The sequence below is a fragment of the Nostoc sp. genome (assembly GCF_036919555.1).
Taxonomy (GTDB): Bacteria; Cyanobacteriota; Cyanobacteriia; order Cyanobacteriales; family Nostocaceae; genus Nostoc.
In genome coordinates this window covers 1-24,387 of sequence record NZ_JBALCS010000033.1, presented here as the reverse complement: position 1 = coordinate 24,387, position 24,387 = coordinate 1, and the positions used below count along the sequence as shown (strand labels likewise).

Genomic DNA, 24,387 nt, shown 5'->3' with positions numbered 1-24,387 from the left:
TACCTTGAAGATGGGAACTTCCGCGATCCGTTAAGAGAATACCAAAAAATAAATAAATTATCCGGTTTCGTAGTTTCGTAGAGTATGTTAGCAATAGCGTAACGCCCCATTCGATGAAGGTGAGTTAGTAACGCACCCTACAGGTTGGATCTGTTTTTTATTGTAAGTTCTTAATAACTCCAAACTCCTGTACAGACGTGATTAATCGCGTCTCCTACTTCTTAACTTTATTTATAAATCAAGTGGCAACTAACTTCAAAGCTAGACGCCCAAATTCTCGTTCTGGCGATCGCCGCCAAGCACGTAAAAAGGCCAGGGCAAGTCATAAGTGGCTGTACTTCAGGGCAATTAAAGATGCTTTTGTCAAGCTAAATCCTAAGTATGTAATCAAAAACCCAGTGATGTTTGTGGTTTGGGTAGCGACAATCATCATCCTATTGCTCACAATTGATCCCGATCTATTTGGCCCAGCCCTGCAAAAGAACCCGCAACTGTTCAACGGCTTGTTGTCGGGGATTTTATTCTTGACAGTTTGGTTTGCTAATTTTGCCGAAGCACTAGCAGAAGGGCGGGGGAAAGCCCAAGCTAATGCCTTGCGATCAAAGAAATCAGAGGCGATCGCTAAAAAACTTGCCGCCGATGGCACAATTATTGAAGTTTCATCCACCAGCCTCAAACAGGGCGATACCATCTACGTCGTTGCTGGCGATATCATCCCCGCCGATGGCGAAGTAATCATGGGTGTCGCCTCAGTAGATGAATCAGCAATTACTGGAGAATCTGCACCAGTATTAAAAGAATCAGGCTCCGACGTTGCTAGTTCGGTCACTGGTGGAACGCGGATTATCTCAGATGAACTAATTATCCGGATCACATCCGACCCAGGCAAAGGTTTCATTGACCGGATGATTGCTTCCTTAGAAGGGGCAGAACGCAGCAAAACACCCAATGAAATTACCCTAACAGTATTGCTGACAGTTCTCAGCTTAATGTTTTTGTTTGTCGTGGTAACTCTGCCTGCACTTGCCTACTATGTCAACAGTCCAGTCAGCATCCCAATTTTGATTGCCCTGTTAGTGGCGTTAATTCCGACAACCATTGGCGGCTTACTAAGTACCATTGGCATTGCTGGGATGAATCAAGTTGCCCAACTGAACGTCATTGCCACTTCTGGACGAGCAGTTGAAACCTGTGGTGATGTCAACACTTTAGTTCTCGATAAAACAGGTACAATTACCCTCGGCAACCGTTTGGCGGAAGAGTTTATTCCAATCAACGGTCATTCAATGTCGGAAATTGCTAATGTTGCCTGGGCGGCTAGTGTTTTTGATAATACACCAGAAGGTAAATCCATTGTCCGACTGGCAGAAATGTTAGTAGCACGGTTTGATTTTGATTCCAGTCAGGCAGAAGCAGTCGATTTTTCCGCCACAACACTCATGAGTGGCACTAACTTACCTGGTGGATATGAGGCCAGAAAGGGAGCAGTCGGAGCCATTAAAGGATTTGTCCGTTCTCGCAACGGACGCGAAACCCCAGAATTGGATGCTGCCTACGAACAAGTTTCTCGCCTGGGAGGTACACCCCTAGCAGTCAGCCTAGATAACGAAATCTATGGGATTGTTTATCTTAAAGATATTGTGAAACCTGGTATCCGCGATCGCTTTCAGCAACTGCGACGGATGGGAGTGCGTAGTATCATGTTGACTGGAGACAACCGAATTACAACTTCTGTCATTGCCAAAGAAGTTGGGGTGGATGACTTCATTGCCGAAGCCACACCAGAAGACAAAATCAGCTTCATTAAAGGCGAACAAGCAGCAGGCAAACTGGTTGCGATGACAGGAGATGGGACTAACGATGCTCCAGCGTTAGCCCAAGCTAACGTCGGGGTGGCAATGAATACAGGGACGCAAGCTGCAAAAGAAGCCGCCAACATAGTCGATTTGGACTCCGATCCCACAAAGTTGATCGATATCATTAGCATTGGCAAACAATTGTTAATTACTCGCGGGGCATTGACGACATTTTCCATCGCTAATGATATTGCGAAATACTTTGCAATTATCCCAGTGATATTTGTCGCTGTTAACCTGCAAAGCCTAAATATTATGAATTTGACCAGCCCTAAGTCTGCTGTACTATCGGCGCTGATTTATAATGCTTTAATTATTCCCGCTTTAATTCCCTTGGCATTGAAAGGTGTGCGGTTTAGACCCCTGACACCTAATCAGCTAGTCCAACGCAATATCTTAATTTATGGCTTAGGTGGGGTGATTGCGCCGTTTATCGCCATTAAGTTGATCGATATACTAATTACAGTTGTGGGCTTGGCTTAAGGACGCTGCCAAACGAGCGCATCTTGACCAAATTGACCCATTCACCACATAAAAAATTAAAAATAAAATATTAGCAGCAATTGGAAAATTTTTATGGCTATGATTCGAGAAACCATCAGAGCAATTTTCATAACTCTGATGCTTTGGTTGTTGACTGCAATCATCTATCCTCTGATAATCCTTGTAGTGGGTCAAGCTTTTTTCCCTTATCAAGCTAACGGCAGCATCAGGCCGGGTCAAAATGGTGAACCAATTGGTTCAGCTTTGATTGGTCAAGTGTTCACATCTGAGCGATATTTCCATTCTCGTCCCAGTACTGTTAGATATAGCCAAGGCAAAAAAGCCAAGCCAACTGGCATATCTGGAGCTAGCAATCTCGCTGCAAGCAATCCAGAACTACTAAAACGGATTCTAGAACAGGCAAATCAATTGCGAGATGAAAATCTTCAACCGATTGCTGATATAATTTATACGTCTGGTTCTGGTTTAGATCCGCATATTTCCTTGAAAGCAGCACGGCAGCAATTGACGCGGGTTGCTAGTGCGCGGGGAGTAAAAGAAGATGAAATCCTACCTTTAATTAATAAGTTTACTGATGGCAGATTTTTAGGGATTTTTGGTGAGCCAGGAGTCAATGTTCTCCGATTGAATTATGCTCTTGACGTGCAAGATTTTTCTCGTCAGCCAAATCAATAAATGGGGAGTGGGGAGTGGGGAGTTTAGAATAAATAGATAACTTTAGATAACTTTTTCGTTACTCTCTGCGCCTCTGCATAAACCATAAGATTCTTATTTTAAAATATTCGTGCAAGAGACACCATGAAAATATCTATTCCCTACTCCCCATTTTCAAATGTCAGATAATAGTAATACTGGTTCGACTGGCATTCCTTTAAATTCTGCAAGTTACTCGCTTTATCCGGCACGACGGCGGGGCAAGCATAAAATTTTTATTGGCATGGCTCCTGGAGTAGGCAAAACCTACCGGATGCTGGAAGAGGCACATTCACTCAAACATGAAGGGATTCATGTCGTCATTGGGCTTTTGGAAACCCACGGGCGCAAGGAAACAGCTGAGAAGGCACAGGGACTGGAGATTTTACCCCGCAAGGAATATCTTCGGGATGCGTTGATGCTAACCGATATGGATACAGATGCTATTTTAAAAAGATCGCCCCAATTAGTCTTAATCGATGAACTTGCCCATACCAACGTCCCTGGTTCCCCACGCGAAAAACGCTACGAAGATGTAGAAGTAGTTTTGGCAGCAAGTATTGATGTCTACTCCACAATGAATGTACAACATTTGGAAAGTCTCAATGACCTAGTAGCACGGATTACTGGGGTTGTAGTCCGTGAGCGAGTTCCTGACAGGATTGTGGATGAAGCAGATGAAGTTGTGTTAATAGATGTCACACCGGAAACTCTGCAAGAACGGTTATTAGAAGGGAAGATTTACGCACCCGAAAAAATCCAACAATCCCTCGATAATTTTTTCCAACGCCGTAACCTGATTGCTTTGCGGGAGTTGGCTTTGCGGGAAGTCGCAGACAACGTGGAAGGAAATGCCATCGCTACTACCCCCAACGGGCAATTTTGTAATATTCACGAGCGGGTTTTGGTTTGTGTATCCACTTATCCCAACTCAGTGCAGCTGTTACGTCGAGGTGCGAGGCTGGCTAACTACATGAACGCGCCGCTTTATAGTTTGTTTGTGGCCAATGCAGAGCGCTTTCTCACGAAGGAGGAAAGCTTACACATCTACACTTGTGAGAAACTCTGTAAAGAATTTGAAGGTACTTTTCTTCATGTTACCAACAGTAATATAGCCAATGCGATCGCTGAAGTCGCTGAAAAATATCGGATTACTCAAATTGTAATTGGAGAGAGTCAGCGATCGCGCTGGCAAATGCTCCTCAAAGGATCTTTGACGCAAAAATTGGTACGCTTGCTCAAAAATATCGATTTGCATATCATTTCCAGCGAAAAAATAGTTTCACCCAAATAGGGGATCAAATTTCTCCAAAAACCTCAGAAGTAAAGCTCCCATGCAGACCATAGGGGATATGATGCTTGAGATGTAGCCGCGCGATAGTTCCTTTAGAGAAATCACTAGCATCCAAAATTACCAAATCTGAACGGTGAGCAGCAGCATCATAAACCAAAGCTAATACCCAACCATCATCTTCTTTTTCAGAACCTGGGCGCGGAACAAAAATCGGTTCACCTACAAAACCACGGGGTGCAGCACTCCAAAATTGTCTTTCAAGAGACTGTAAATCAATTTTCAGCAATGCTTGTAAGGGAGCATTACCAGTCTCTCCATGAGCCGCAGCTATATATAAATATCGATAAGAGCGTCCCACATTCGCCGGATGTATGCTGGGAAATTCACAACAACGGCCATCAATCAATTCCCGCCTGACTGTCCCATCTTTGAGATTCAGATAAAATCGCCAGAGTTGCCCAGATGAAGACGCCTCAAAATCAACTTGTCGAAAATCGCTTTTTGGTTCAACTTTTGATAAATCTTGGTAGCAAATGGAGTCAATCAAAACTTCCTCTCCTACCTCAAAAGCATTAACGTGGTGGAAGACGAAACCCGACTGAGTTTCCAGAATTTTTATCTTTTCTTGCCCTTCTTTGGGGAAGCGGGGAATAATTAGAATTTGAGTTGGCTGATTTGGCTGAAATTTGATACATTCTCCTGCCGCACGTATTCCTAAGGCGAAAGGTATGGGATTAAAGGTGACAGGATTTTGAAAGAAGATGCAGTAATTGTGAGTAATCACAAAATCGTGAATGAAAGAGAAACCTGGAACCTTATGAGTCTGCTGTCTAATAATTTCACCTGCTGGGTTTAGCTCAAAAATAGTAATTGTGGTAGATAATCCCGGCTTAATCGAGAAATTTACCAGGCAAGGTGCGCCCCCATCTTGGTAACAATTATTTTCCAGGCGGGGATGGGCAGCGAAAGCTCCACCTGCTGACAAAACACCATTAAAATATTCATTACCCAAGGTTTCAAGAGTGTAGGGATCGAGGCGATGTGCTTCAGACCCTTCCCACAGTGCTAGCAGTTTACCACCCCAATAGATAACATTTGTATTGGCGATATTTTTGAGTTTGAAGTCAAAGATATTAGCTAGCCAACCGCCGGGTTTTTGAGTACCAAAAGTACCGCGATAGAGAATTTTTCCCGCCTTTTGCTCTGCCAAATAGCCTGTTGTGCGGACAAAGCGGTTGCGAAAATGGGCACGACCATTAGTAAAGGTGATTTTGCTAATCATCCCATCCCCATCAAATGGGTGATGAAGAGATTGCCCATTTATATCCAGCAAACCGGGGCCATTTCTAAACAGCGTACCTTGTAATTCTCTGGGAATTTCTCCTTCTATATCATCAATCCAATAATCAAACTCTTGGGTGAGAGATTTATATCCTCCTTGCCAGTCTGCACGAGTGTAGGATTTTTGTGTAATTGGGCTTTCTTGACTTTTAAAAATCTGCACTTTGTTTTTTATTGTTACTTTGGACGAAAATATGTTGCCGCTAAAAAGAATTTCTTTGCGACTTTGCTACGCCAGTGCGTGAGATTTATTAGACTATTCCACTATTTTCGACTCTGCTTCTCTTAGTACCAACTCAGACATCAAATCAGGCAAAAACGGTTGTTCCCCAGCTTTTGATGTCTCAGTTTGCTCTTCAGCAGCAGGTAGCCAGTTGATAAATGGTAGGGGTAACAGCGTACTGAGGTTAGTAATTAGCACCAATAGCCAAAGTGAGTCAAAGTTCGTTGCGGTTATCCCCAGCCAATAGGTGATTAATGCCCCGAATGCATGGGAAACTGTTCCTGCTGAATTAAATATTGACATTAACAAGGCAAATAAGGTTGCTTCCACACCAGAGGGACAAAGCCTTGCTGCTAGAACCATCACTTGCATAAAGGCAATTTTCCCCATCACAGAGAGAATAAGACTATCACCCAAACTAAACCAGTGGTCATCTATACCTAAGAGCCTGTTTGTGTGAGTCACTAACAATAGCATCGTCATTCCTAAAACTGACGAAAGGACGGTACTCCAAGCAAAAATCACGCGAAAAGGGATGCTTTTGAGGAAACGTTGAAAAATCCAAACACCTGCTAAAGAAGCGAAACTTGTTACCAAGTGTACTCGCCCCAAAAATTCTGGTTGAAAGTGGAGTTCGTTGGTAGAGAAGTAGAAAAAGGCTGAGTCCGCATTTGGGGTAGCTTGCCAGATGAAGATAAACGCCGTTGGTAGCCAAATTGATTTTTGGCTAATGGCTTGGCGTAGCTGCACCAGTTGATGTTTGATTGGTAAAGAGTTGGTGTGATTACTATCTTTAGCATCTTTGTTAACAGGGGACTCAGCAATTAACCAAGCTACGCCTGAAACGATCAGAGGGAATAAGGCGGTAATTGCAAAGACGGTACGGGTAGTAAAATATTGGAGCAGCAGACCGCTAAAGTATGCTGTTATTAAACCTCCGATCGCAGAAGCACCCCAACATAGAGATTGTAATGAACCGGCTTTCGCTTGCGATTCGCCTCTAGCTCGTTCCACAACCAACGAGTCAACTATGACATCACTCATGGCCACAGACAGAGAACTAAGAGCGATCGCTAAGGTCGCTGCCCAGCTAGTATGAACTATTGTGGCCAGACTTACCCAAGAAGCAGTTCCCAGTATCCCGGATAAAATCAAGTAAGGACGCCGACGATAGCCAAATATCGGCAAGCCATCAGAGATAAAGCCAAACACCGGCTTAATCATCCAAGGTAGGAAGACAATTCCCAATAGCGCCGACACCTGGACTGGACTTAGCAGCAGTTCATCTTTCAGGAAAAAGCTAACGGCTAGACGCGATAACCCTAAAATTCCTTGGACAAAGTAAACGGTGAGAATTGCAATTAATTCTGCATTAGGTTCATTACCCAAGAAGATTTTTTGTGTTAATGAGTCTTTGACCTTGGACAAGCCAGATGATTGAAGCACCATTCGATAAAGATTTTTGAACTTTTCTTTACTTTTCTATCATATCGATTCTGAGGATGTGGGTTTTCTGTAAGCTTTTTGCTTTTATTACAATCCCAACTCTTCTGGAAAATCCAGCATGATGTTTAGGTTTTGGATTGCGGCTCCTGATGCGCCTTTGCCCAAGTTGTCCAGACGAGCAACTAGCAACACTTCTTTGGTAGTGTCATTGGCGAATACAAAAACCTGAACAATATTGGTGCCGTTGATTGCGTAGGCGTAGCCCGTCGTAGACATCGCATCCAGAAATATTCCGTCTCGCAGCAGAGTAGAATCTTGGTATGGAGCAACCTGCACAAATTTTTCATTTTGGTAGTAGTTAGCGATCGCTTGATAAATCACCTCACCTGATGGTGGATTATCTAAAACCCCTAGCGGCAAAGGTATCTGCACCAGCATCCCCTGCTCAAAATCTCCCACTGCCGGTACGAACAGAGGCACTGATGCTAACCCCGAATACTGATGCATTTCCTTAACGTGTTTATGCCCAAACTGCAACCCATAGACGCCATAAGGGTAGAGCGACTCTGCCTCAGCTTGCTGCTCGTGGAACGTATGGTACTGTTTGATCAGATTCTTTCCGCCACCAGAGTAACCTGACACTGCATTAACGGTGATCGGAAAGTTGCTCTTCAGAAGTCCCTTGGCAATCAACGGACGGATACAGGCTAAAAATCCTGTCGGATAACAGCCTGGATTGCTGACAAATTGGGCGCTGGCGATTTTCTCTCGCTGTCCTGGATTTAGTTCAGGGAAGCCATATACCCAGCCTTTAGCTGTGCGATGGGCACTACTAGCATCAAGGATCTTCACCGTACTACTACTGACTAAGCTAACAGCTTCGCGGGCTGCGTCATCAGGCAGGCAGAGAATCACAACATCGACAGCATTGATTAGTTTGGTTCGCTCAGTTGCATCCCGACGTTTAGATGCCTCAATGCTAACTAACTCGATATCATCGCGTTGGTTGAGGCGTGAGTAAATTTGTAAGCCTGTGGTTCCCGATTCCCCATCAATGAAAATCTTCGGTTTAGTAGTCATGAGCTTCTTATATGTGAGTGATATTTTGACTGATTAATACTTACTTGACCTCTGATAAATGAATTATAAAAGTCAATAGACATCTCCAAAAATAGAGTTAGTCTAGCTTTTGCCCTGAGCGTTTGATAATTTCGGCTATTTTTTCATCAATATCCTTATGCAGCAAGGGTTTTACAAATTACGTGCCTTTGCCCTGGTATTCTGGCTTAGTACAACATTTCATTAATTCGTAGCCAATTCTCTGCGTGCCTCTGCGCTTTCTTCTACGTTCCTTTGCGTTTAAATTTCAACCCTCAATTCGCCAGGATTTTACGCAAAGCTGTACTTAGTTTTTTTCAAAAATCGAATCACATTACCATCGCAGAGGTAAAAATTTAATTAAATTTTTTTGTGTTGCTCACGACATCTAAAAAACAATGAGTATGTTATCTTACTGAACGAGGTCATAAATGATCTAACTTTCAGCAATTAACCTAAGTGTGAATACAGGCATTGCGGTGTAGGCAGCCAGAGGATTTCTGAATTCTTCCTGACCAAGACTATACCAAAATTCCTGGTGAGTTCTCACTAAAAACTAGCTTACAGCTATTTTCAGGTAAATAGACCACGCAGTAAGGGTACAGCAATGCTGTGCCCCTACGACAGATGTGGTTCAAAGGCGAGTGCGTTTTTGTCAGGAGAAGGGTAGGGGGAGCATCTCAGTTTTGCAAATATACCAAGATTCTTGCTCCCTCTCCTTACCAAGGAGAGGGTTGGGGTGAGGTTTTACAAGGCTTTTTACACTCATTGAGATGCTCCCCAAGGATAGGCTCTTCGATTTATTTCGGGTTCGTGCCTGAGCAAATTTTTGTAGGAGTTAAGTGAACAAGATGAATCTGTGCAAACAACGTCAAAACAAGAATAGAGTATTAATTTTAACTTCCCTGGCTGTGTTGGCGTCTCCATTAGTATTGCCCTTGCAACAAGCATTTGCAGGAACATTAACGACCGTTGTAAATTTCAACGGTACTAATGGAGCGACCCCAAAAGCAGGCGTGTTTGCAGGGAGCGATGGCAATCTTTATGGAACCACTTCCGCAGGTGGTTCGCAAAGTAAAGGAACAGCATTCAAATTAACTGGTTCTACTTTGAGTACTCTGACCACACTAGTTAACTTCACTGGAACCAATGGAACTAACCCAGTTGCGAGATTATTCCAGGCAAGTGATGGCAATCTATATGGTGCAACCTTTACAGGCGGTACAAATAACCTCGGTACGTTGTTTCAGTTGAAAAAAACAACTTTTACAACCCTGACAAATCTTTGGAATTTCAATGGCACTAATGGAGCCAATCCAGCAGGTAGATTGATTTCAGGTAGCGATGGCAACTTGTGGGGGATAACTTCTGCCGGTGGGGTCAACAGTAAAGGAACTATATTCAAGATTCCTCTGACTGGTGGTGTTTCCACTATCCTAGTTAACTTCAACGGTATTAATGGCGCAACTCCATTGGCAAGGTTGCAATTAGCTAGTGACGGAAACTACTATGGCACAGCCTCAGCAGGTGGAGCAACTAATAAAGGTGTGGCATTCAAGTTAACTCCCGCAGGACTAATAACTTCATATAGCTTTAGTGGTGCTAATGGGCAAAGTCCCCAGGCTGGATTAATTGAATCTAGTGGATTTATCTATGGCACGACTTCTGTTGGTGGAGCCAGTAATAAAGGAGCTATATTCAAGGTTCCGCTCGGTGGCGGTACACTGGTTTTAGTTGCCAGTTTCAATGGCAGCAATGGGGCTAACCCCACAGCTGCACTCACAAAAGGAAAGGACGGTAACTACTATGGTACAACCTCTACAGGTGGTGCAAATAATAAAGGAGGCATCTATCGGTTGGCTGGAGGAACCATCACTTTGTTATTTAGTTTTAATGGCACGAATGGGGCAACTCCGCAGTCCACGTTAATTCAACTTGCTAATGGTGCATTTTACGGTACCGCCTCTACTGGTGGCGCTTCTGGACAGGGGACGGTGTTTAAATTTATACCATAGCATCAAAGACGATCTACCTGCAAAATAAATAGTAGAACGTAGATTTTTCCACTTTCAGATAGTCACGCTTACTGACTATTTGAAAGTGGAAACGCTTCAACTGGTTTTTGGTGAAGGGCTACTCCTCCCAAGCGAGAGTGCGTTTCACTGCCTTTTGCCAAGTCGCAAAGTTGGACAAGGGGAAATTGTTCTTCGGCTCAAACACACGTTCAATTTCTCGTTCCTGCACCAGTGCTTCATAGCTCTGCCAAAATCCTCCAGCTAAACCTGCTGCAAATGCTGCACCCTGAACGGTCGTATCGCGCATTATCGGACGTTCAACTGGAATACCTAGCACATCAGCCTGGAACTGCATCAAAAAATTATTCTCGCAAGCCCCACCATCTACGGTTAATCGCCCAACTGGAGTACTGTTAGATGCATTAATTGCTTGCACCACCTCCAGAACTTGATAAGCGATCGCTTCCAGCACGGCGCGAACTAGATGCTCTGGTTGTACACTGGCGGTAATGCCGAAAAAGGCTCCCCTAGCGCTCATATCCCAGTAGGGAGCGCCCAGTCCACTAAATGCAGGCACAAAATAGACTCCGCCATTATCTCTTACCTGATTGGCCATCGCTTCAGTTTCAGCAGCAGTTTTAATCAGCTTCAGGCGATCGCGCAACCATTGAATACAAGCACCACTAGTAAACATACTGCCTTCAAGGGCATAGCCTACATCTAAAGTCCCCCTTGAATTTGCTTGAGTCCATGCCACTGTCGAAATTAGTTGATGCGGCGAGCGCACAATTTGATTACCTGTGTGAGCTACCAAAAAGCTACCAGTACCGTAAGTACATTTGATCAAACCAGGGCGATCGCAGCCATGACCGAATAGAGCAGCTTGTTGATCTCCCAAGATGGCAGTGATCGGAATTTCAGCACCCAACAAAGTAGCATCAGTAACTCCAAATACCCCTAAACTAGGCTGAATCTGGGGCAAAATCTGAGCCGGAATTTGAAACATCTCCAGTAAAATCTCATCCCACTCACAGGTGTTGAGATTCATCAACATTGTCCGGCTGGCGTTGCTGTGGTCAGTAGCATGGACTTTCCCACCTGTGAGGTTCCACAGCACCCAGGTATCAATTGTTCCTGCCAAGACATTGTTCAGATCAATATCAGTAAAATTGTCTAATAGCCACCTGAGCTTGGTAGCAGAAAAATAGGCATCGATAATTAAGCCGGTGCGATCGTAAATTTCTTGAGCGTAGCCTTGCTGTTGTAACTGATGGCAAAGGGGAGCAGTGCGGCGATCTTGCCAGACGATCGCTTGATGGAGTGGTTTACCAGTAGTTTTGTCCCAAATCAAGCAGGTTTCACGCTGTACAGTTAGTCCCAAGGCGGCGATCGCTGATGGAGGAATCTGGGCATTCCCAATTGCGGTTTGCATCACCCAACAGGTATCTTGCCAGATTTGTTGAGGGTCATGCTCTAACCATCCAGGCTGAGGATAATACTGAGTTAGTTCTTTGTATGCCTGTCCAATAATCTTGCCGTCTGCGTTAAACACAAAGGCGCGGTTGCCTGTCGTACCTAAGTCCAGCGCTAAGATGTAGCCCGATGATCGAGTTGTGTTGTCAAGTGTGTCCATAGCCGATTTGAGATGCTGCGATTGCGATTTTAGCAATACACGTTACAGCAGTTTTTATGTATTTGAACCACATCTGTCGTAGGGGCACAGCAATGCTGTGCCCTTACTCCGTGATTTGTTTTCCTGAAAATAGCTGTAAATCAGATATACATTATTTTGTGTACATTTTGAATTGAGCGATCGCCTAGCGTCTATGCAGAACAAGAAAGACGTTTAGAAACTGCGCGCTAGTTTGTTGAGAACCGCTACATCTATAAAAAACCTAACAGACATGGTTATTTTGCAATTGCGTAGCTTACAATACGTTTATTAGGAAAACTCCTAGAAATCAAAATTTTTCATAACTCGTCTGCGTAGCCGCCTCAATTAGGAATTAGCAACTCTCACAAGTTGTTTTTACTTCCTCTGAGCTACCAACTCGCTGTTACAGTTTCTGTAACAGTCCTATTTTTCTATTGGAGCAAATGCAATAGTTAATCATTGACACAGTATCTGCGTCAACCCTGAACACAGATCGGGAATCTTTGGCAAGTGAGGTGGTATAATGAATCCGCAGAAATATAGTAGTGTGAGAGAAAATTTCATGCAAAGACGCTATGGTGTGAGTCTGGGCAGACGTTATGCTCTGGCAGCTGCAAGTGTTGTTCTATTGAGTGTATTAGGGTGTTCTCAGCTCGATAGTAATAAAAGTGCCCTTGCTCAATCTAGTTTACCTCAGCCAGAAACTCCATTGCAAAAAAAAACACTCAAGACTGATGCAAAAATCGTTGAGTCTAGCAATAAGTTTGGCTTCAAACTGTTTTCAGAAGTTCTGAAAGGTGATCAGGGTAAGGAGAATGTTTTTATCTCGCCTTTGAGTGTGGCGATCGCTCTAGCTATGACCTACAATGGCGCGAGCGGTACGACTCAACTAGCGATGGCAAAAACCCTGGAATTACAGGGGGTAAATCTACCAGAAATCAACTCTTCTTACGCGGCGACATTAAAGCAGCTTTTAGACAATGCGGATGCAAAAGTGCAACTGAATATTGCTAACTCACTTTGGGCAAATAAAAATGTTAGCTTTCAGCCAGACTTCCTCCAGAGAACACAGTATTTCTATAAAGCCAAGGTCAGCAATTTAAACTTTCAAGATGCCGCCGCACCTAGTATTATCAATAACTGGGTAAAAGAGAATACTAATGGCAAAATCACTGAGATAGTTAAAACAATTAAACCAAGTGATGTGTTGTTTCTGATTAATGCCATATATTTTAAAGGAAAATGGAGTCAGGAATTTGACAAGAATCAAACCGCTCAATACCCCTTTTACATTACATCTGGCAGGCAAAAACTAGAGCCGATGATGTCAGAGAACGGTGACTATAGATACTATGAAAGTAAGCAATTTCAGGCAGTTAGTTTACCTTACGGCAAAGATGGTAAATTCAGCTTTTATATTTTCCTGCCGAAACAGAACTCTAACCTCAATGCCTTCTATCAGAACTTGAATGTTGAAAACTGGGAAAAATGGATGACTCAGTTCAGCCAACAAAAAGGGTTTATTCGCTTACCCCGCTTTAAAACAGAGTATGATATTAGACTCAATGATGCCTTAAAAACTTTAGGTATGGAGGAGGCTTTCAGCGACAAAGCCAATTTTTCCGGCATGGGTAAAAATTTTCAGATTAGCGGAGTTGAGCATAAAACTTTTGTCGAAGTGAACGAAGAAGGCACGGAAGCGGCTGCGGTTACTTCACTTATTGTAGGAGCAACAGCTTTTGAACAAGAACCAGTACCATTCCGAATGATTGTTGACCGTCCATTCTTCTGTGCCATTAGGGATAATCAAACGGGAAGCGTTTTATTTATGGGTTCGATCATTGACCCACAGTAAAAAATCCAAAATTCCTTCATTTTGAATTTTGAATTTTCAGAGAAGTCTGAATTTCAAATTTAATTTTAGGGTAATGTGGCTTCAGAAATACTTAAAGTCTTGTTAGCGTCAGCTTTCGGGGACTCGTTTGTTGCAACGGGTGCAGTTATCTCCCCAGTGGCGCTGTCGTTTGTCTGGCTACCAGGACGCAGGGCACTTAAAGCAGTCTTAATCACAACAGCTGTGGGTACTGCCACAATTACACCCAACAGTCCGCCAATTCTTGCCCCTGTCAAGACTGAAATCAAAATCCAAACTGGATTTAAACCAGTAAAACTGCCTAAAATTCGGGGGGCAATTAAGTTTTCGAGAATTTGCTGTACAATTACTGCTGCTATCAAGACTCTCACACCCATTGAGAAATCTTGCAACGCTACCAATAGTGTAGTCAGGGCGATGCCTACAGAACCACCAAAGGGGACGAGAGCCATCAGTCCAATAGTTAGGCCGAATAGCAGCCCAAATGGTACTTTCAGCCACAAAAAGATCGGAATGAGGGCTGAGGCCATACAGGTAGATAAAATCAGTTGGGTGATGAAGAAATTTTGGAAGCTCAGGCGGACTGTTTTGGAGAAAGGATCTCGAAATTTAGCAGGTAGCCATTCCACTAAACTTTGCCAGAGTTCAGCCCCATGCTGTAAAAGATAGAAAGTCAAAACTATCGTCAAGAGAATATCTAGCAGACTAGTGACTGTGATCACAGCCAGATTTAAAACTTGTCCAGCGATCGCTTGCAATTGTCCCTTGACGCGATCGTTGATTTGCACTACCAGAGCATCAAGGTTGATTGGTAAGCTAAAAGTCTCAGCTTTTTCGTTTAATATCATTAACTGAGAGCGTCCAGAGTCGATCAACTCTGGCAAACGAGCCACCAGTTGTTGAGCTTGGGTAAGTGCCAGGGGAAAAAGTGTAACACCCAACGCCAATAAAATCGATAAAGCCAAGAGAAATACTAGGATAGCAACTTGCTCTCGCCTAGCACCATGATGCTCCATCCAGCTCACGGGGTAATTGAGCAGAAATGCTAGCACTGAGGCTGCGACTAAAATGACTATGAGAGAATGGAAATAATCAAAAAATACCGAAAGTGCCCAACCATTGAGAACTAGCATCGGAGCGAATAGCGCGATCGCCCCGATTCGCGCTATTGGTGTGAATGTTTGCCACCAGTCGAGTAGCTTGCGTGTCTGCATTTTGAAATGATTGCGGGATAGAACTAAATTAAATCTTTCCTTACAGCTTATTATCTCTAACTATATGAATCTCATTCATCCTTCTAGTTTAGGAGTTAGACTAACCCTAATGGATAATTTTGAATCGAAACAGAATGGGGAATGGGGAATGGGGAAGGTGGGGTCCCCTCTGGGGATAAGGGGTAATGGGGAGTGGCGAGATGAGGGGGACAAGGGGATAAGGGGACAAGGGGACAAGGGGATAAAGAAAGTGTTTTCCCAATGCCCGATGCCCAATGCCCAATGCCCAATTCCTAATCCCCCATGCCCAATGCCCAATGCCCCAAGCCCAATCCCCAAAACACAGTTGCTTTTATATTTGATTCCGATCATCGGCTTTTTTCCGTCCTTGTGGACTCTCTATCGGGGCCAGGGTAGTCGGGAACAACTTGCTATTAGTCGTCTGTCTATCACTTTGGCGCTTACTTGGCTGTTGGCATATCTATTATTAGCTACCGGAGCAGCAACTTCAGATTTTTTGATGCTACGGCTATTTATCCTCAATAGCTTTTTCACATCAGGTTACTTTTTAGTGAGTGTCTGGCTGATTTTGCGACTGATGCAGGGCAAATCTGGGCGTTTAGCAGGGTTTAGTACTTTAGCAGAACGATTGCTTGGCAAGTATTTATCTTAATTTTTTCGAGTAGTAATTTGCCAGTATTTTTACTTATTTTCTCAAAATAACAGTTGATTTATCCATAATATCTAGTCAAATCCAGTTTATTATTGCCATACTTCAGTAAAACATCTCCAGGTTGCCCCAAAATAAAGATAAATGCTGCTATAAGTGTTGTGGTTGACACTAGATTAAAAAAGTTAACACTGATAATTAAGAGTTAGCTATTATGGGTTGATTTGCCAGCATATTTTTAGTCTGCAAATTTACCGAATTTGATTAGTCAGTAAGTGTGAGGAAGTCTGTGACCATTCAAAGAAGTTCGGCGGAAGAAAACCAGTCGGGAAAAGCCTCAAAGCCCAGTAACAAAATTTCCCAGAACTCGAAATCGGGGCGTTGGCTGTGGTTTTGGGTAGGTATGAGTGGTATTGCGATGGTGTCAGCAACCGCAGGGGCGCTTTTGGCGGTGTCTTTGACCAGTACGCCTTTGCAACAAGCCCAGCTAAGTCCAAAGGATGAGGCGGTCTTTGATGGCGATCGCATTTCTGGAGGTGTGCTGCGATTTTCAGAATTAACTCGCCCGGTGAATCTCTTAGTTTTGGGGATGAGCGTACTTCCCCCTGATATCCAAAACCCTCCCCCAGAAACCAAAAACCTCAAATACCAGCCCCAGCTAAACTCCTTTGAAGGTCTTTCGGATGTGATGCTCTTGCTAAAATTTGATCCGGAGACGAAAAAAATAACTATGCTCTCCATTCCCAGAGATACCCGCACAGAAATAGAGGGGTATGGGGTAAAAAAAATTAATGCTGCCAATGTTGACGGTGGGCCAGCTTTGACTGCCAAAACCGTCAGTAATCTCTTAGGTGGGGCGGGAATTGATCGCTATGTCCGAATTAACGTTCTGGGAGTTGCCAAGCTGATCGATGTTTTGGGTGGCGTTACAGTCTACGTCCCCAAAAATATGAAGTACCAAGATGATTCTCAGCATTTGTACATCAATTTGAAGGCGGGTAAGCAGCATCTCAACGGTGATCAGACACTGCAATTGCTGCGTTTTCGCCATGACGAACTCGGTGATATTGGTCGGATTCAACGGCAGCAAATGGTCATGCGTGCTTTGATGGATCAAACACTCAACCCAGGTACTGTTACTCAATTACCTAAAGTTCTGGATGTAGTGAAAGACCACATTGATACCAATTTGACAGTTGAGGAGTTAGTGGCGCTAATGGGTTTTGGGGTGCGGACAAATCGCTCTAATATGCAAATGTTAATGCTGCCAGGTCGCTTTAGCGAGAAAAGCGAGTTTGATGCTAGCTATTGGTTGCCCAATAAAAATGGTATTGCGAAACTGATGGCTCAACACTTTGGTTTGGAGTCAGAACAGGAACAGCTGGCGACTACGACTGACCCCCGCTCTTTGCGTGTAGCAATTCAAGATAGCACAGGTGGCGATCGCTCTAACCTCCGACCATTAATTAGAGCCTTGGAAAAATCTGGATATAGCAACATCTATGTAGCTAAGGCATGGGGGGAACCTCTAGAGGTAACTCACATTGTCGCCCAACAAGGGGATGGTGACAGTGCCGAATCAATTCGCAACACTTTGGGATTTGGAGAAGTGCGTGTAGAAAGTACTGGCAATCTTGGCTCAGATATCAGTATCCAAGTAGGTCAGGATTGGTTGCAACAAAAATCTATTTTGGAGAAGTCTAGTAAATAATTCGTAATGACGCTCTCTACGAGACGCTCTTGCTAGCTTGCTTCTTCGTAGGAGTACGCGGACTCGCTTTTCCCGTCGTTATTAACGTAATTCGTAATTAATTACGAATTATGTTGACACTCTGAAAGTACTGAACTGTTTACACTGGTACAAATTCTGTTGACAGCGAATTTAATTTTGAATTTTGAATTTTGAATTTTGAATTGTTAATAACTGGCTGAGTTCTTGGAGTTTAGCTGCTACCGCACCATTGGTTAATAACTCTTCTGCTTTAGCTAAACCCTCTGGCATATCTGGAGAAATACCACTCCGCCATAGATAAAATCCGCCATTCCACAAGGCTGTTTGCATTAATTCACCTGGTTTACCTGCTAAAACCTTCTGAATATCCGCCACCAGTTCTTCAGTAGTTCCAAGGGGTACGTTCTTGGTAGTAAAGCCATAATCACGCGGTACGAGGTGCAATCGTTCTACCTCTTGGGATGCTACGGATGAAGATAAGCTGATGATCGCAGTGCGATCGCGCGGTAAGTCGCAACTACCTTCTAATCCTTTGACTAGTGTAAATTTCGTTACTCCCCGCAGCCGCAGAGCTATCTGAAACATCCCTTCTGTCGGCGGATGAACAAACCCAGCAATCACGTGAGCATCCCCAGCATAAGGACACCAAATTAGCTCCATTGTGGCCAAGGGTGGACGTTTGCCGAGTTGGTCGCGGTACTCCCAAATACTCTTAGTTAAGGGAAAATGCTGAGGTTGATAAATAAAGCCGATTCCCGTTTGCTCAAATACTTGCTGGGTTTTTGCTAGTGGTAGCCTAGTCCAATCGACTCCTAAACCTTGCCAAATATCTATTAGGGGTAAGCCGTACTTAGTTGGTAAGCGATCGCCACCGTGCATTACCACTGGTTGTCCAACTGCGGCGAGTAGTAAAGCTGTTACCGGACTAATTGGTGCTGTGCGGGTTCTGCCATCATAAGGTATACCAAAAGCGATCGCTGGTCGCCCAGAGACGATTGGTTGCAGTTTTGGCCCCAGTTCCTCATAGGCATCCAACATTCCCGCTAACTCTTCCCCCGTAGGACGCTTGATTCGATGAGCAATCAGAAACGCTCCGATTTGGGCTGGTGTAGCTTCACCCAGCAGGATCATTTTTGTAGCGGTGGCTGCTTGGGCGCGAGTTAAATTCTCGGCTGTGTGGTTTCCGCTACCTACTTTTTGCAGTAATTCCCTAAATACATTGCTCATTTGTCCTTTGTCCTTTCTGAAAATAACTAATGACACTTAAAGTAAACTAAAAAGTTTTCCCAAAGAGGGATGCCTGCGGTGGGCATAGGTGTCAACTTAACGTGAAATGGGCGGTTAGAAACCGCGTCTACACAAACAAAACCCACCTCCGTGGGTTCCAGACAAGGGGATTTTGCCCCTTGTTTCCTTAGTCCGCCTCCGCGGACTTCGTTTGTGTAGCCGCGAATTCCATTCGCTTGGGCTTAAGTTGACACCAATGTGCGGTGGGCTACGCCTACGCTAATCAAGTTTACGTAGTTTAAAGTGCTATCTACTACTTACTATCTAATTACTTGTTATACTGCTCTGAAAGGGTTCAAAAAATGAAATGATCAAAGTAGTACACCAGAAGTTAATCACCGTGTAATCAAATTTTCAGCCTCTTGAGATCCATTTACCGACAGCATCAGAAGATAAGCAATAATCGAGTAACATCTAGATTCAGGAGTTGCTGCATGACACAAAAAACAAACGACACAGCTAACAAACACTTAAGTTCAGGTGCTAACAAACTCAAAGAGAAAGCTTCTCGAAATCATGTGCTCACGGCTCCATTACCAGACCCGATTGCAAAAAATATTGAAGCGATTACTTCACTTCATACCCAGGAAATTCGAGATATTCCCGCCCACCAGCGGATACTAGAAGCGATCACTACATTCTTTGGGCGATCGATATTTCTGTATAGTTTGCTAGTTATACTGGCTATCTGGATTTTTAGCAGTTTTTTTGATCGCTTTTTGCCATTCAACCTGCCCTTGTTTAGCTGGTCAGGTCAAGGCTTAGACGCAGCTGCATTAGTGATTTCAACCGGAGTGCTGGTGCGACAAACTCGCCAAGAAAACTTTGCCGAACAGCGGGCGCAACTGATGCTACAGCTTAACCTGCTCTCCGAGCAAAAAATTGCCAAGATTATTGCTCTATTAGAAGAACTCCGTAGCGATTTGCCTGATGTGATAAATCGGCATGATTCGGAAGCTCAATTGATGCAGCAAGCTGCTGACCCGATCGCGGTATTGGAAGCACTCCAGAAAAACCTAGCTGAAGAGCTGTCATCCACAGAAGAAAACAATATGAGTTGATCGCAGTTTTTAGTAGACTTTTGTTTCTATTTAAAAATATCAAACAAAACTTCAAGTATAGTTTTTATGTCGACAATCAAAATTCATCGTATATTTGACTAGAGGGATACAGATGGCTCAACTGAATGGTGTAATGATGCAGTACTTCCATTGGTATATCCCTCCAGATGGCAATCTTTGGAATGAGTTTAAAGAGAAAGTCAAAGAGTTAGCTGATGCAGGTGTTACATCTGTTTGGTTACCCCCAGCTTACAAAGGAACAGGGGGTGGGTACGATGTCGGCTACGGGGTCTACGATATATATGATCTAGGCGAGTTTGACCAGAAAGGCTCGGTTCGGACAAAATATGGCACAAAAGACGAGTATATTGCTGCTGTCAAGGCTGCAAAAGATGCTGGTATTCGAGTGTACGCTGATGTTGTCCTCAACCACAAGTTAGGTGCAGACCAAGAAGAAGAGGTGGAAGCAACGCCCTATAGTCCAGACGATCGCAACCACGCGATCGGTGAAATGCAAAAGATTAAAGTGTGGACTCACTTTACCTTCCCAGGTCGCCAGGGCAAATACTCCGATATGGAATGGCACTGGTGGCACTTCGACGCAGTTGATTACAACATTTACAACGAAGGTGAGAACGCAGTTTATCTGTTCAAAGATAAACATTTTGACGACAACGTTGACCTGGAAAAAGGCGCTTTCGACTATCTCATGGGATGCGATCTGGATATGGAGAGTCCAGAAGTTCGTGAGGAGTTGAATCGCTGGGGTGAGTGGTTTGTAGAAACCACTAATATAGATGGCTTTCGTTTTGATGCCGTTAAACACGTGAGAGCTGGCTTTTTCCCAGAATGGCTGCAACACTGTCGCCAAAAGGCTGGTCGCGATCTCTTTGCCGTCGGTGAGTATTGGTCTTATGAAATTGAAGCGCTGCACAATTTCATTAACGTCACTGGTGGTGATGTGATGTTGTTCGATGCACCATTGCACTATAACTTTAGTGCTGCCAGCACCCAAGGCAATGACTACGACATGCGGCAGATATTTGATAACACCTTAGTGCAACAGCAACCTGCTTTAGCCGTCACCTTAGTTGACAATCATGATTCTCAACCCTTGCAGTCGTTGGAGTCTGTAGTAGAAGCCTGGTTTAAACCGTTGGCTTATGCGTTAATCCTACTGCGAAGTGAGGGTTATCCCTGTATTTTCTATGCGGATTACTATGGTGCTAATTACAAGGATAAGGGCCCAGATGGCAATGAGTATGAGATTTGGCTCGATAGTCATCAATGGATAATTGATAAATTTTTGCACGCTCGTCAAACTTATGCCTACGGCGACCAGTACGATTACTTCGACCACCCTAATACAATCGGCTGGACACGCAAAGGAGATCAAGAACATCCTGGCGGTATGGCGGTTGTTCTGAGTAATGGGGGAGAGGGGACTAAGTGGATGGAAGTTGGGCAACCCAACAGCACTTACATTGACATCACTGAACATATTAGTGAACCCGTCACAACGAATGATGAGGGCTGGGCTGATTTTCGATGCGGTGCTGGTTCCGTTTCTGTGTGGGTTCCACAGTCGTAGTCGGGGTTTTAGTAGCATTCATCCAGAAAGTTACCCGCTTTCTTAACTTACCTAAAAGAGAACTTAGGCAGTACTTTCTGGATCAGCCATAACACAACCCTTTTCTTCCCTTACAAAGGAATTGGATATTGCCTAAATTGCCTCATTTTGGGCAATGTTTAATAACTACTCTTCACAATCATCAGGGTTTTGAGCGTTTCTATGATGGGGCATCAGCTTCTGTTTTAGGCAATGAATAACTCTCTCAAAGTAACAGACCATTAGCAACAATGGCGTACCCGCCCGCTTTATAGCGATCGCTGTTCTCTTAAAAACTTTTTGGTTTACTGACTTAAGAGGCCGATCGCTGCTGATCAATTTGTAATGGGATATTTTCGCGCACGAGTTGCCAAAAGTGCTTGATAGGGGGAATTTGCAGCCGGTCTTGAGTTGTTACCATCACTACGCGACGAGTTAAACTGGAACCATCTGCTAAACCACTAGTATTATTGCTGGCTAGGGTGCGAATTGCCAAGGTAGGGTCAAGACGAGCTTCTACTAATGCTGATTGAGGTAGCAAAGCTATCAGTTGTCCTTGACGCACGACCCCCCGGAAGGCGTCTAGGGTATTTACCTCTAAAGCCGCCTGGAGTTTAGCTTCCATTCGCTCAAATCTATCTTGTATTAAGCGCTGCATCCCATAACCATCTTTAAAAACCACTTGAGGATAACGAATTAGCTCTGACCAAGGGACGCATTCATATTGGGCTAGTGGATGATTGGCTGCGGTTAGAACTTCTATAGGTTCATCATAAAGTACTTCTACCACCATTTCTCTGCCAGTGGTTAAAAAGCGATTATTCATCACAATTGCTAAATCCACCAATCCATCTTTGAGGACTTTCAGGGCGCGATCGCTTCCCAATGAAGTTACCCGCAATTGCACATCTGGATAATCATGACAAAATTTTTGCAACACTGGAGGTAAGTAAGATCCACAAAGGGAGTGAATCGCGGCAATGCAAAGTTCTGGCTGCTTTCCGGCGATTAAATCGGCTAATTCTTCTGTAGCTGTCTGCCATTCTTGGCAAATTTTGCGGACACGGGGTAGTAAGCATTCACCTCCTAGCGTCAACTTGGCGTGACTTGTTCTGTGAAACAGTTCTACACCCAAATCTGCTTCTAATGCCTGGATTTGGCGACTAATTGTTGATTGGGTAACACCACATTTTCGCGCTGCTTGTTGAAAGCTGCCGATTTGGGCGATCGCTAGAAAGGCTTGCAACTGCTCTAGGCGCATTTTTATGTAGCCTGAATTACATTTATCTGTTTTATTAAGTTAACGGTTTTTTATCCAGAATTTAGTATATTTTGTTACAGTAATTTTTCTATGATTTACATTTAAGCAAATCAGGTTTTACCGGCTTTATCGTCAATTATTCACTTGAAACGGACTTTTTCGGAAAATATCGCCAAAAAAGACTTGACTATTTTATGCTGAAATACAGCGTTTTTCAGCTAAATGAGGTGCACAGGTAGAGGTACAACAATGTTGTGCCCCTACAATAATCTGTACCTCACCCTTGTTGCAATCTGCTGTATATAAATTTTTAGATAATATTTTTAAATTGTAGGGATATAACTGAGAGAACAATATGTCAAGATAATTAATAATTCATAATTACAATCAGTGATAGCTTCTGTTCTCTCCACTGTTTTGTTGACCAGTAAATTTTTGATGAGCGTATGTATTGCTGTACAGTGTCTTTAATTATGAATTGATAATTAATAATATCTAACCCTTGTGTTTTCTCTGAGTGATATTCAGCCATTGTTTTGGCTGGGAGTTTAGCAAGGGTATCTTTAGAGTAGCCTACCCAAATATAGGAATCCGGTTTGATTTATGAAAAGATACGTAGGGTGTGTTAGCGACAGCGTAACGCACCAAACCCTTGATAATGGTGCGTTACGAACTTCGTTCTAACACACCCTACAATCCCTAATTTTGTTCAAAAATCAAGTAGTAATCCTATATAAGCGTAACCGTTTACGGAGGGTAGATCATTAGCCCAAATCCTAAAACTCTTGTTTAGGAAGGGTTTGGGGTGATTTATGATATGTGGTAATAGTACCTAAAATGTCTAAAACACAATTAGCAGACCAGTGTAGCACTTTTTACTATTCAAAATTAACCGAAAAAAATCAAATCTAGACTTGTTTTCGTACTGTTGTCGTATGATTTCATATCTAACCTTTTTTTGATCCCCCCATGAACGGTTACATAATAAGCCAACCCCAAGAGCTTTTTTGTCAGTATAAATTGAAGTTGGCACAAATGACGGCTGTAGGACTCTTAGAGTGTTGTGAATACTATCTAGAGCCAGGAGAACGTGTTACTTCATCAGGATCGCTATAAGCCCGGACTTTTTGACGATTACGAGCCAGACCTGCTAAACCGGCTAAACCAAGCAAACCTAGCCAACCCCAATCGAAACCGCGATCGCTAGTTCTTTGGGAAGCTGCGATGCCTGTATTTCTGTTAGTATCTGTAGTTCCACTGCCTGTGGAATCAGTACCTGTAGTTCCACTGCCTGTGGAATCAGTACCTGTAGTTCCACTGCCTGTAGTTCCACCGCCTGTGGAATCAGTGCCTGTAGTTCCACTGCCTGTAGTTCCACCGCCTGTGGAATCAGTGCCTGTAGTTCCACTGCCTGTCGAATCAGTGCCACTGCCAGTACCTGTACCTGTAGTGCCACTGCCTGTACCTGTAGTGCCACTGCCTGTACCTGTAGTGCCACTGCCTGTACCTGTAGTGCCACTGCCTGTACCTGTAGTGCCACTGCCTGTACCTGTAGT

The 24,387-nt window shown here is 43.7% G+C and carries 17 protein-coding genes; 9 read left to right on the top strand and 8 right to left on the bottom strand.

From position 1 onward, the window contains the following. Window positions 1–233: 233 nt before the first annotated feature. From kdpB to V7K36_RS09380, 3 genes are all read left to right on the top strand, one after another. On the top strand, window positions 234–2,339 hold the full coding sequence (gene kdpB / locus V7K36_RS09390) for a potassium-transporting ATPase subunit KdpB (RefSeq protein ID WP_335115208.1): 2,106 nt from the start codon (window positions 234–236) through the stop codon (window positions 2,337–2,339). Between the two features lie 93 nt (window positions 2,340–2,432). Beyond that, a complete protein-coding gene (gene kdpC / locus V7K36_RS09385) occupies window positions 2,433–3,035 on the top strand; it encodes a K(+)-transporting ATPase subunit C (RefSeq protein ID WP_335115115.1) in 603 nt (200 codons plus the stop codon). Window positions 3,036–3,192: 157 nt separating this feature from the next. Further along, the gene (locus V7K36_RS09380) at window positions 3,193–4,347 is read left to right on the top strand and encodes a universal stress protein (RefSeq protein WP_335115113.1); all 1,155 of its coding nucleotides are present in this window, start codon (window positions 3,193–3,195) and stop codon (window positions 4,345–4,347) included. A 4-nt stretch (window positions 4,348–4,351) separates the two neighbouring features. On the opposite strand, the gene V7K36_RS09375 is transcribed toward V7K36_RS09380, so the two are convergent. The 3 genes from V7K36_RS09375 to argC form a co-directional block, all read right to left on the bottom strand. Continuing rightward, window positions 4,352–5,851 carry a carotenoid oxygenase family protein gene (locus V7K36_RS09375; RefSeq protein WP_335115111.1) on the bottom strand — a complete coding sequence of 500 codons (1,500 nt, stop codon included), beginning with the start codon at window positions 5,849–5,851 and terminating at the stop codon, window positions 4,352–4,354. A 93-nt stretch (window positions 5,852–5,944) separates the two neighbouring features. Beyond that, window positions 5,945–7,360: a folate/biopterin family MFS transporter gene (locus tag V7K36_RS09370; protein WP_335115109.1), complete on the bottom strand. Its 1,416-nt coding sequence runs from the start codon at window positions 7,358–7,360 to the stop codon at window positions 5,945–5,947. 84 nt (window positions 7,361–7,444) lie between these two features. Then, on the bottom strand, window positions 7,445–8,437 hold the full coding sequence (gene argC, locus V7K36_RS09365) for an N-acetyl-gamma-glutamyl-phosphate reductase (RefSeq protein WP_335115106.1): 993 nt from the start codon (window positions 8,435–8,437) through the stop codon (window positions 7,445–7,447). A gap of 869 nt (window positions 8,438–9,306) precedes the next feature. Between argC and V7K36_RS09360 the strand changes: the two genes are divergently transcribed. Continuing rightward, the gene (locus V7K36_RS09360) at window positions 9,307–10,470 is read left to right on the top strand and encodes a choice-of-anchor tandem repeat GloVer-containing protein (protein ID WP_335115104.1); all 1,164 of its coding nucleotides are present in this window, start codon (window positions 9,307–9,309) and stop codon (window positions 10,468–10,470) included. A 118-nt stretch (window positions 10,471–10,588) separates the two neighbouring features. Here V7K36_RS09360 and glpK read toward each other — a convergent pair whose 3' ends face one another. Beyond that, the gene (gene glpK, locus V7K36_RS09355) at window positions 10,589–12,103 is read right to left on the bottom strand and encodes a glycerol kinase GlpK (protein ID WP_335115102.1); all 1,515 of its coding nucleotides are present in this window, start codon (window positions 12,101–12,103) and stop codon (window positions 10,589–10,591) included. A 544-nt stretch (window positions 12,104–12,647) separates the two neighbouring features. Between glpK and V7K36_RS09350 the strand changes: the two genes are divergently transcribed. After that, window positions 12,648–13,979, top strand: coding sequence for a serpin family protein (locus tag V7K36_RS09350; protein WP_335115100.1), 1,332 nt, complete (start codon window positions 12,648–12,650; stop codon window positions 13,977–13,979). Window positions 13,980–14,044: 65 nt separating this feature from the next. On the opposite strand, the gene V7K36_RS09345 is transcribed toward V7K36_RS09350, so the two are convergent. Continuing rightward, on the bottom strand, window positions 14,045–15,211 hold the full coding sequence (locus V7K36_RS09345) for an AI-2E family transporter (RefSeq protein WP_335115098.1): 1,167 nt from the start codon (window positions 15,209–15,211) through the stop codon (window positions 14,045–14,047). A gap of 310 nt (window positions 15,212–15,521) precedes the next feature. Here V7K36_RS09345 and V7K36_RS09340 point away from each other — a divergent pair, with 310 nt between their 5' ends. Together V7K36_RS09340 and V7K36_RS09335 are read left to right on the top strand one after the other, a co-directional pair. Beyond that, window positions 15,522–15,884, top strand: coding sequence for a hypothetical protein (locus V7K36_RS09340; RefSeq protein WP_335115207.1), 363 nt, complete (start codon window positions 15,522–15,524; stop codon window positions 15,882–15,884). Window positions 15,885–16,170: 286 nt separating this feature from the next. Continuing rightward, complete coding sequence (locus tag V7K36_RS09335; protein WP_335115096.1) at window positions 16,171–17,592, top strand: LCP family protein; 1,422 nt, start codon at window positions 16,171–16,173, stop codon at window positions 17,590–17,592. 171 nt (window positions 17,593–17,763) lie between these two features. On the opposite strand, the gene V7K36_RS09330 is transcribed toward V7K36_RS09335, so the two are convergent. Continuing rightward, window positions 17,764–18,840 (bottom strand): anthranilate phosphoribosyltransferase family protein, encoded by a 1,077-nt coding sequence (locus tag V7K36_RS09330; RefSeq protein WP_335115094.1) that lies wholly within the window; start codon window positions 18,838–18,840, stop codon window positions 17,764–17,766. A gap of 494 nt (window positions 18,841–19,334) precedes the next feature. Between V7K36_RS09330 and V7K36_RS09325 the strand changes: the two genes are divergently transcribed. Both V7K36_RS09325 and V7K36_RS09320 read left to right on the top strand, forming a co-directional pair. Then, window positions 19,335–19,961 (top strand): DUF1003 domain-containing protein, encoded by a 627-nt coding sequence (locus tag V7K36_RS09325; protein WP_335115092.1) that lies wholly within the window; start codon window positions 19,335–19,337, stop codon window positions 19,959–19,961. A 112-nt stretch (window positions 19,962–20,073) separates the two neighbouring features. Beyond that, a complete protein-coding gene (locus V7K36_RS09320) occupies window positions 20,074–21,552 on the top strand; it encodes an alpha-amylase (RefSeq protein ID WP_334833791.1) in 1,479 nt (492 codons plus the stop codon). A 331-nt stretch (window positions 21,553–21,883) separates the two neighbouring features. Here the strand turns inward: V7K36_RS09320 and V7K36_RS09315 are convergent, their stop codons facing one another. Together V7K36_RS09315 and V7K36_RS34080 are read right to left on the bottom strand one after the other, a co-directional pair. Next, the gene (locus V7K36_RS09315; RefSeq protein WP_335115090.1) at window positions 21,884–22,831 is read right to left on the bottom strand and encodes a LysR family transcriptional regulator; all 948 of its coding nucleotides are present in this window, start codon (window positions 22,829–22,831) and stop codon (window positions 21,884–21,886) included. A 1,070-nt stretch (window positions 22,832–23,901) separates the two neighbouring features. Then, the coding region (locus tag V7K36_RS34080; protein ID WP_442948451.1) for a WGxxGxxG-CTERM domain-containing protein at window positions 23,902–24,387 on the bottom strand (486 nt) is incomplete at its 5' end.

Excerpts from the sequence above, each read along its gene's own strand:
- V7K36_RS09370 (WP_335115109.1), bottom strand. The coding sequence starts at position 7,360 with ATGGTGCTTCAATCATCTGGCTTGTCCAAGGTCAAAGACTCATTAACA.
- V7K36_RS09315 (WP_335115090.1), bottom strand. The coding sequence starts at position 22,831 with ATGCGCCTAGAGCAGTTGCAAGCCTTTCTAGCGATCGCCCAAATCGGC.
- V7K36_RS09340 (WP_335115207.1), top strand. The coding sequence starts at position 15,522 with ATGCCCAATGCCCCAAGCCCAATCCCCAAAACACAGTTGCTTTTATAT.
- V7K36_RS09350 (WP_335115100.1), top strand. The coding sequence starts at position 12,648 with ATGAATCCGCAGAAATATAGTAGTGTGAGAGAAAATTTCATGCAAAGA.
- V7K36_RS09360 (WP_335115104.1), top strand. The coding sequence starts at position 9,307 with ATGAATCTGTGCAAACAACGTCAAAACAAGAATAGAGTATTAATTTTA.
- V7K36_RS09325 (WP_335115092.1), top strand. The coding sequence starts at position 19,335 with ATGACACAAAAAACAAACGACACAGCTAACAAACACTTAAGTTCAGGT.
- V7K36_RS09345 (WP_335115098.1), bottom strand. The coding sequence starts at position 15,211 with ATGCAGACACGCAAGCTACTCGACTGGTGGCAAACATTCACACCAATA.
- argC (WP_335115106.1), bottom strand. The coding sequence starts at position 8,437 with ATGACTACTAAACCGAAGATTTTCATTGATGGGGAATCGGGAACCACA.
- V7K36_RS09380 (WP_335115113.1), top strand. The coding sequence starts at position 3,193 with ATGTCAGATAATAGTAATACTGGTTCGACTGGCATTCCTTTAAATTCT.
- V7K36_RS09330 (WP_335115094.1), bottom strand. The coding sequence starts at position 18,840 with ATGAGCAATGTATTTAGGGAATTACTGCAAAAAGTAGGTAGCGGAAAC.
- glpK (WP_335115102.1), bottom strand. The coding sequence starts at position 12,103 with ATGGACACACTTGACAACACAACTCGATCATCGGGCTACATCTTAGCG.
- V7K36_RS09320 (WP_334833791.1), top strand. The coding sequence starts at position 20,074 with ATGGCTCAACTGAATGGTGTAATGATGCAGTACTTCCATTGGTATATC.
- kdpC (WP_335115115.1), top strand. The coding sequence starts at position 2,433 with ATGGCTATGATTCGAGAAACCATCAGAGCAATTTTCATAACTCTGATG.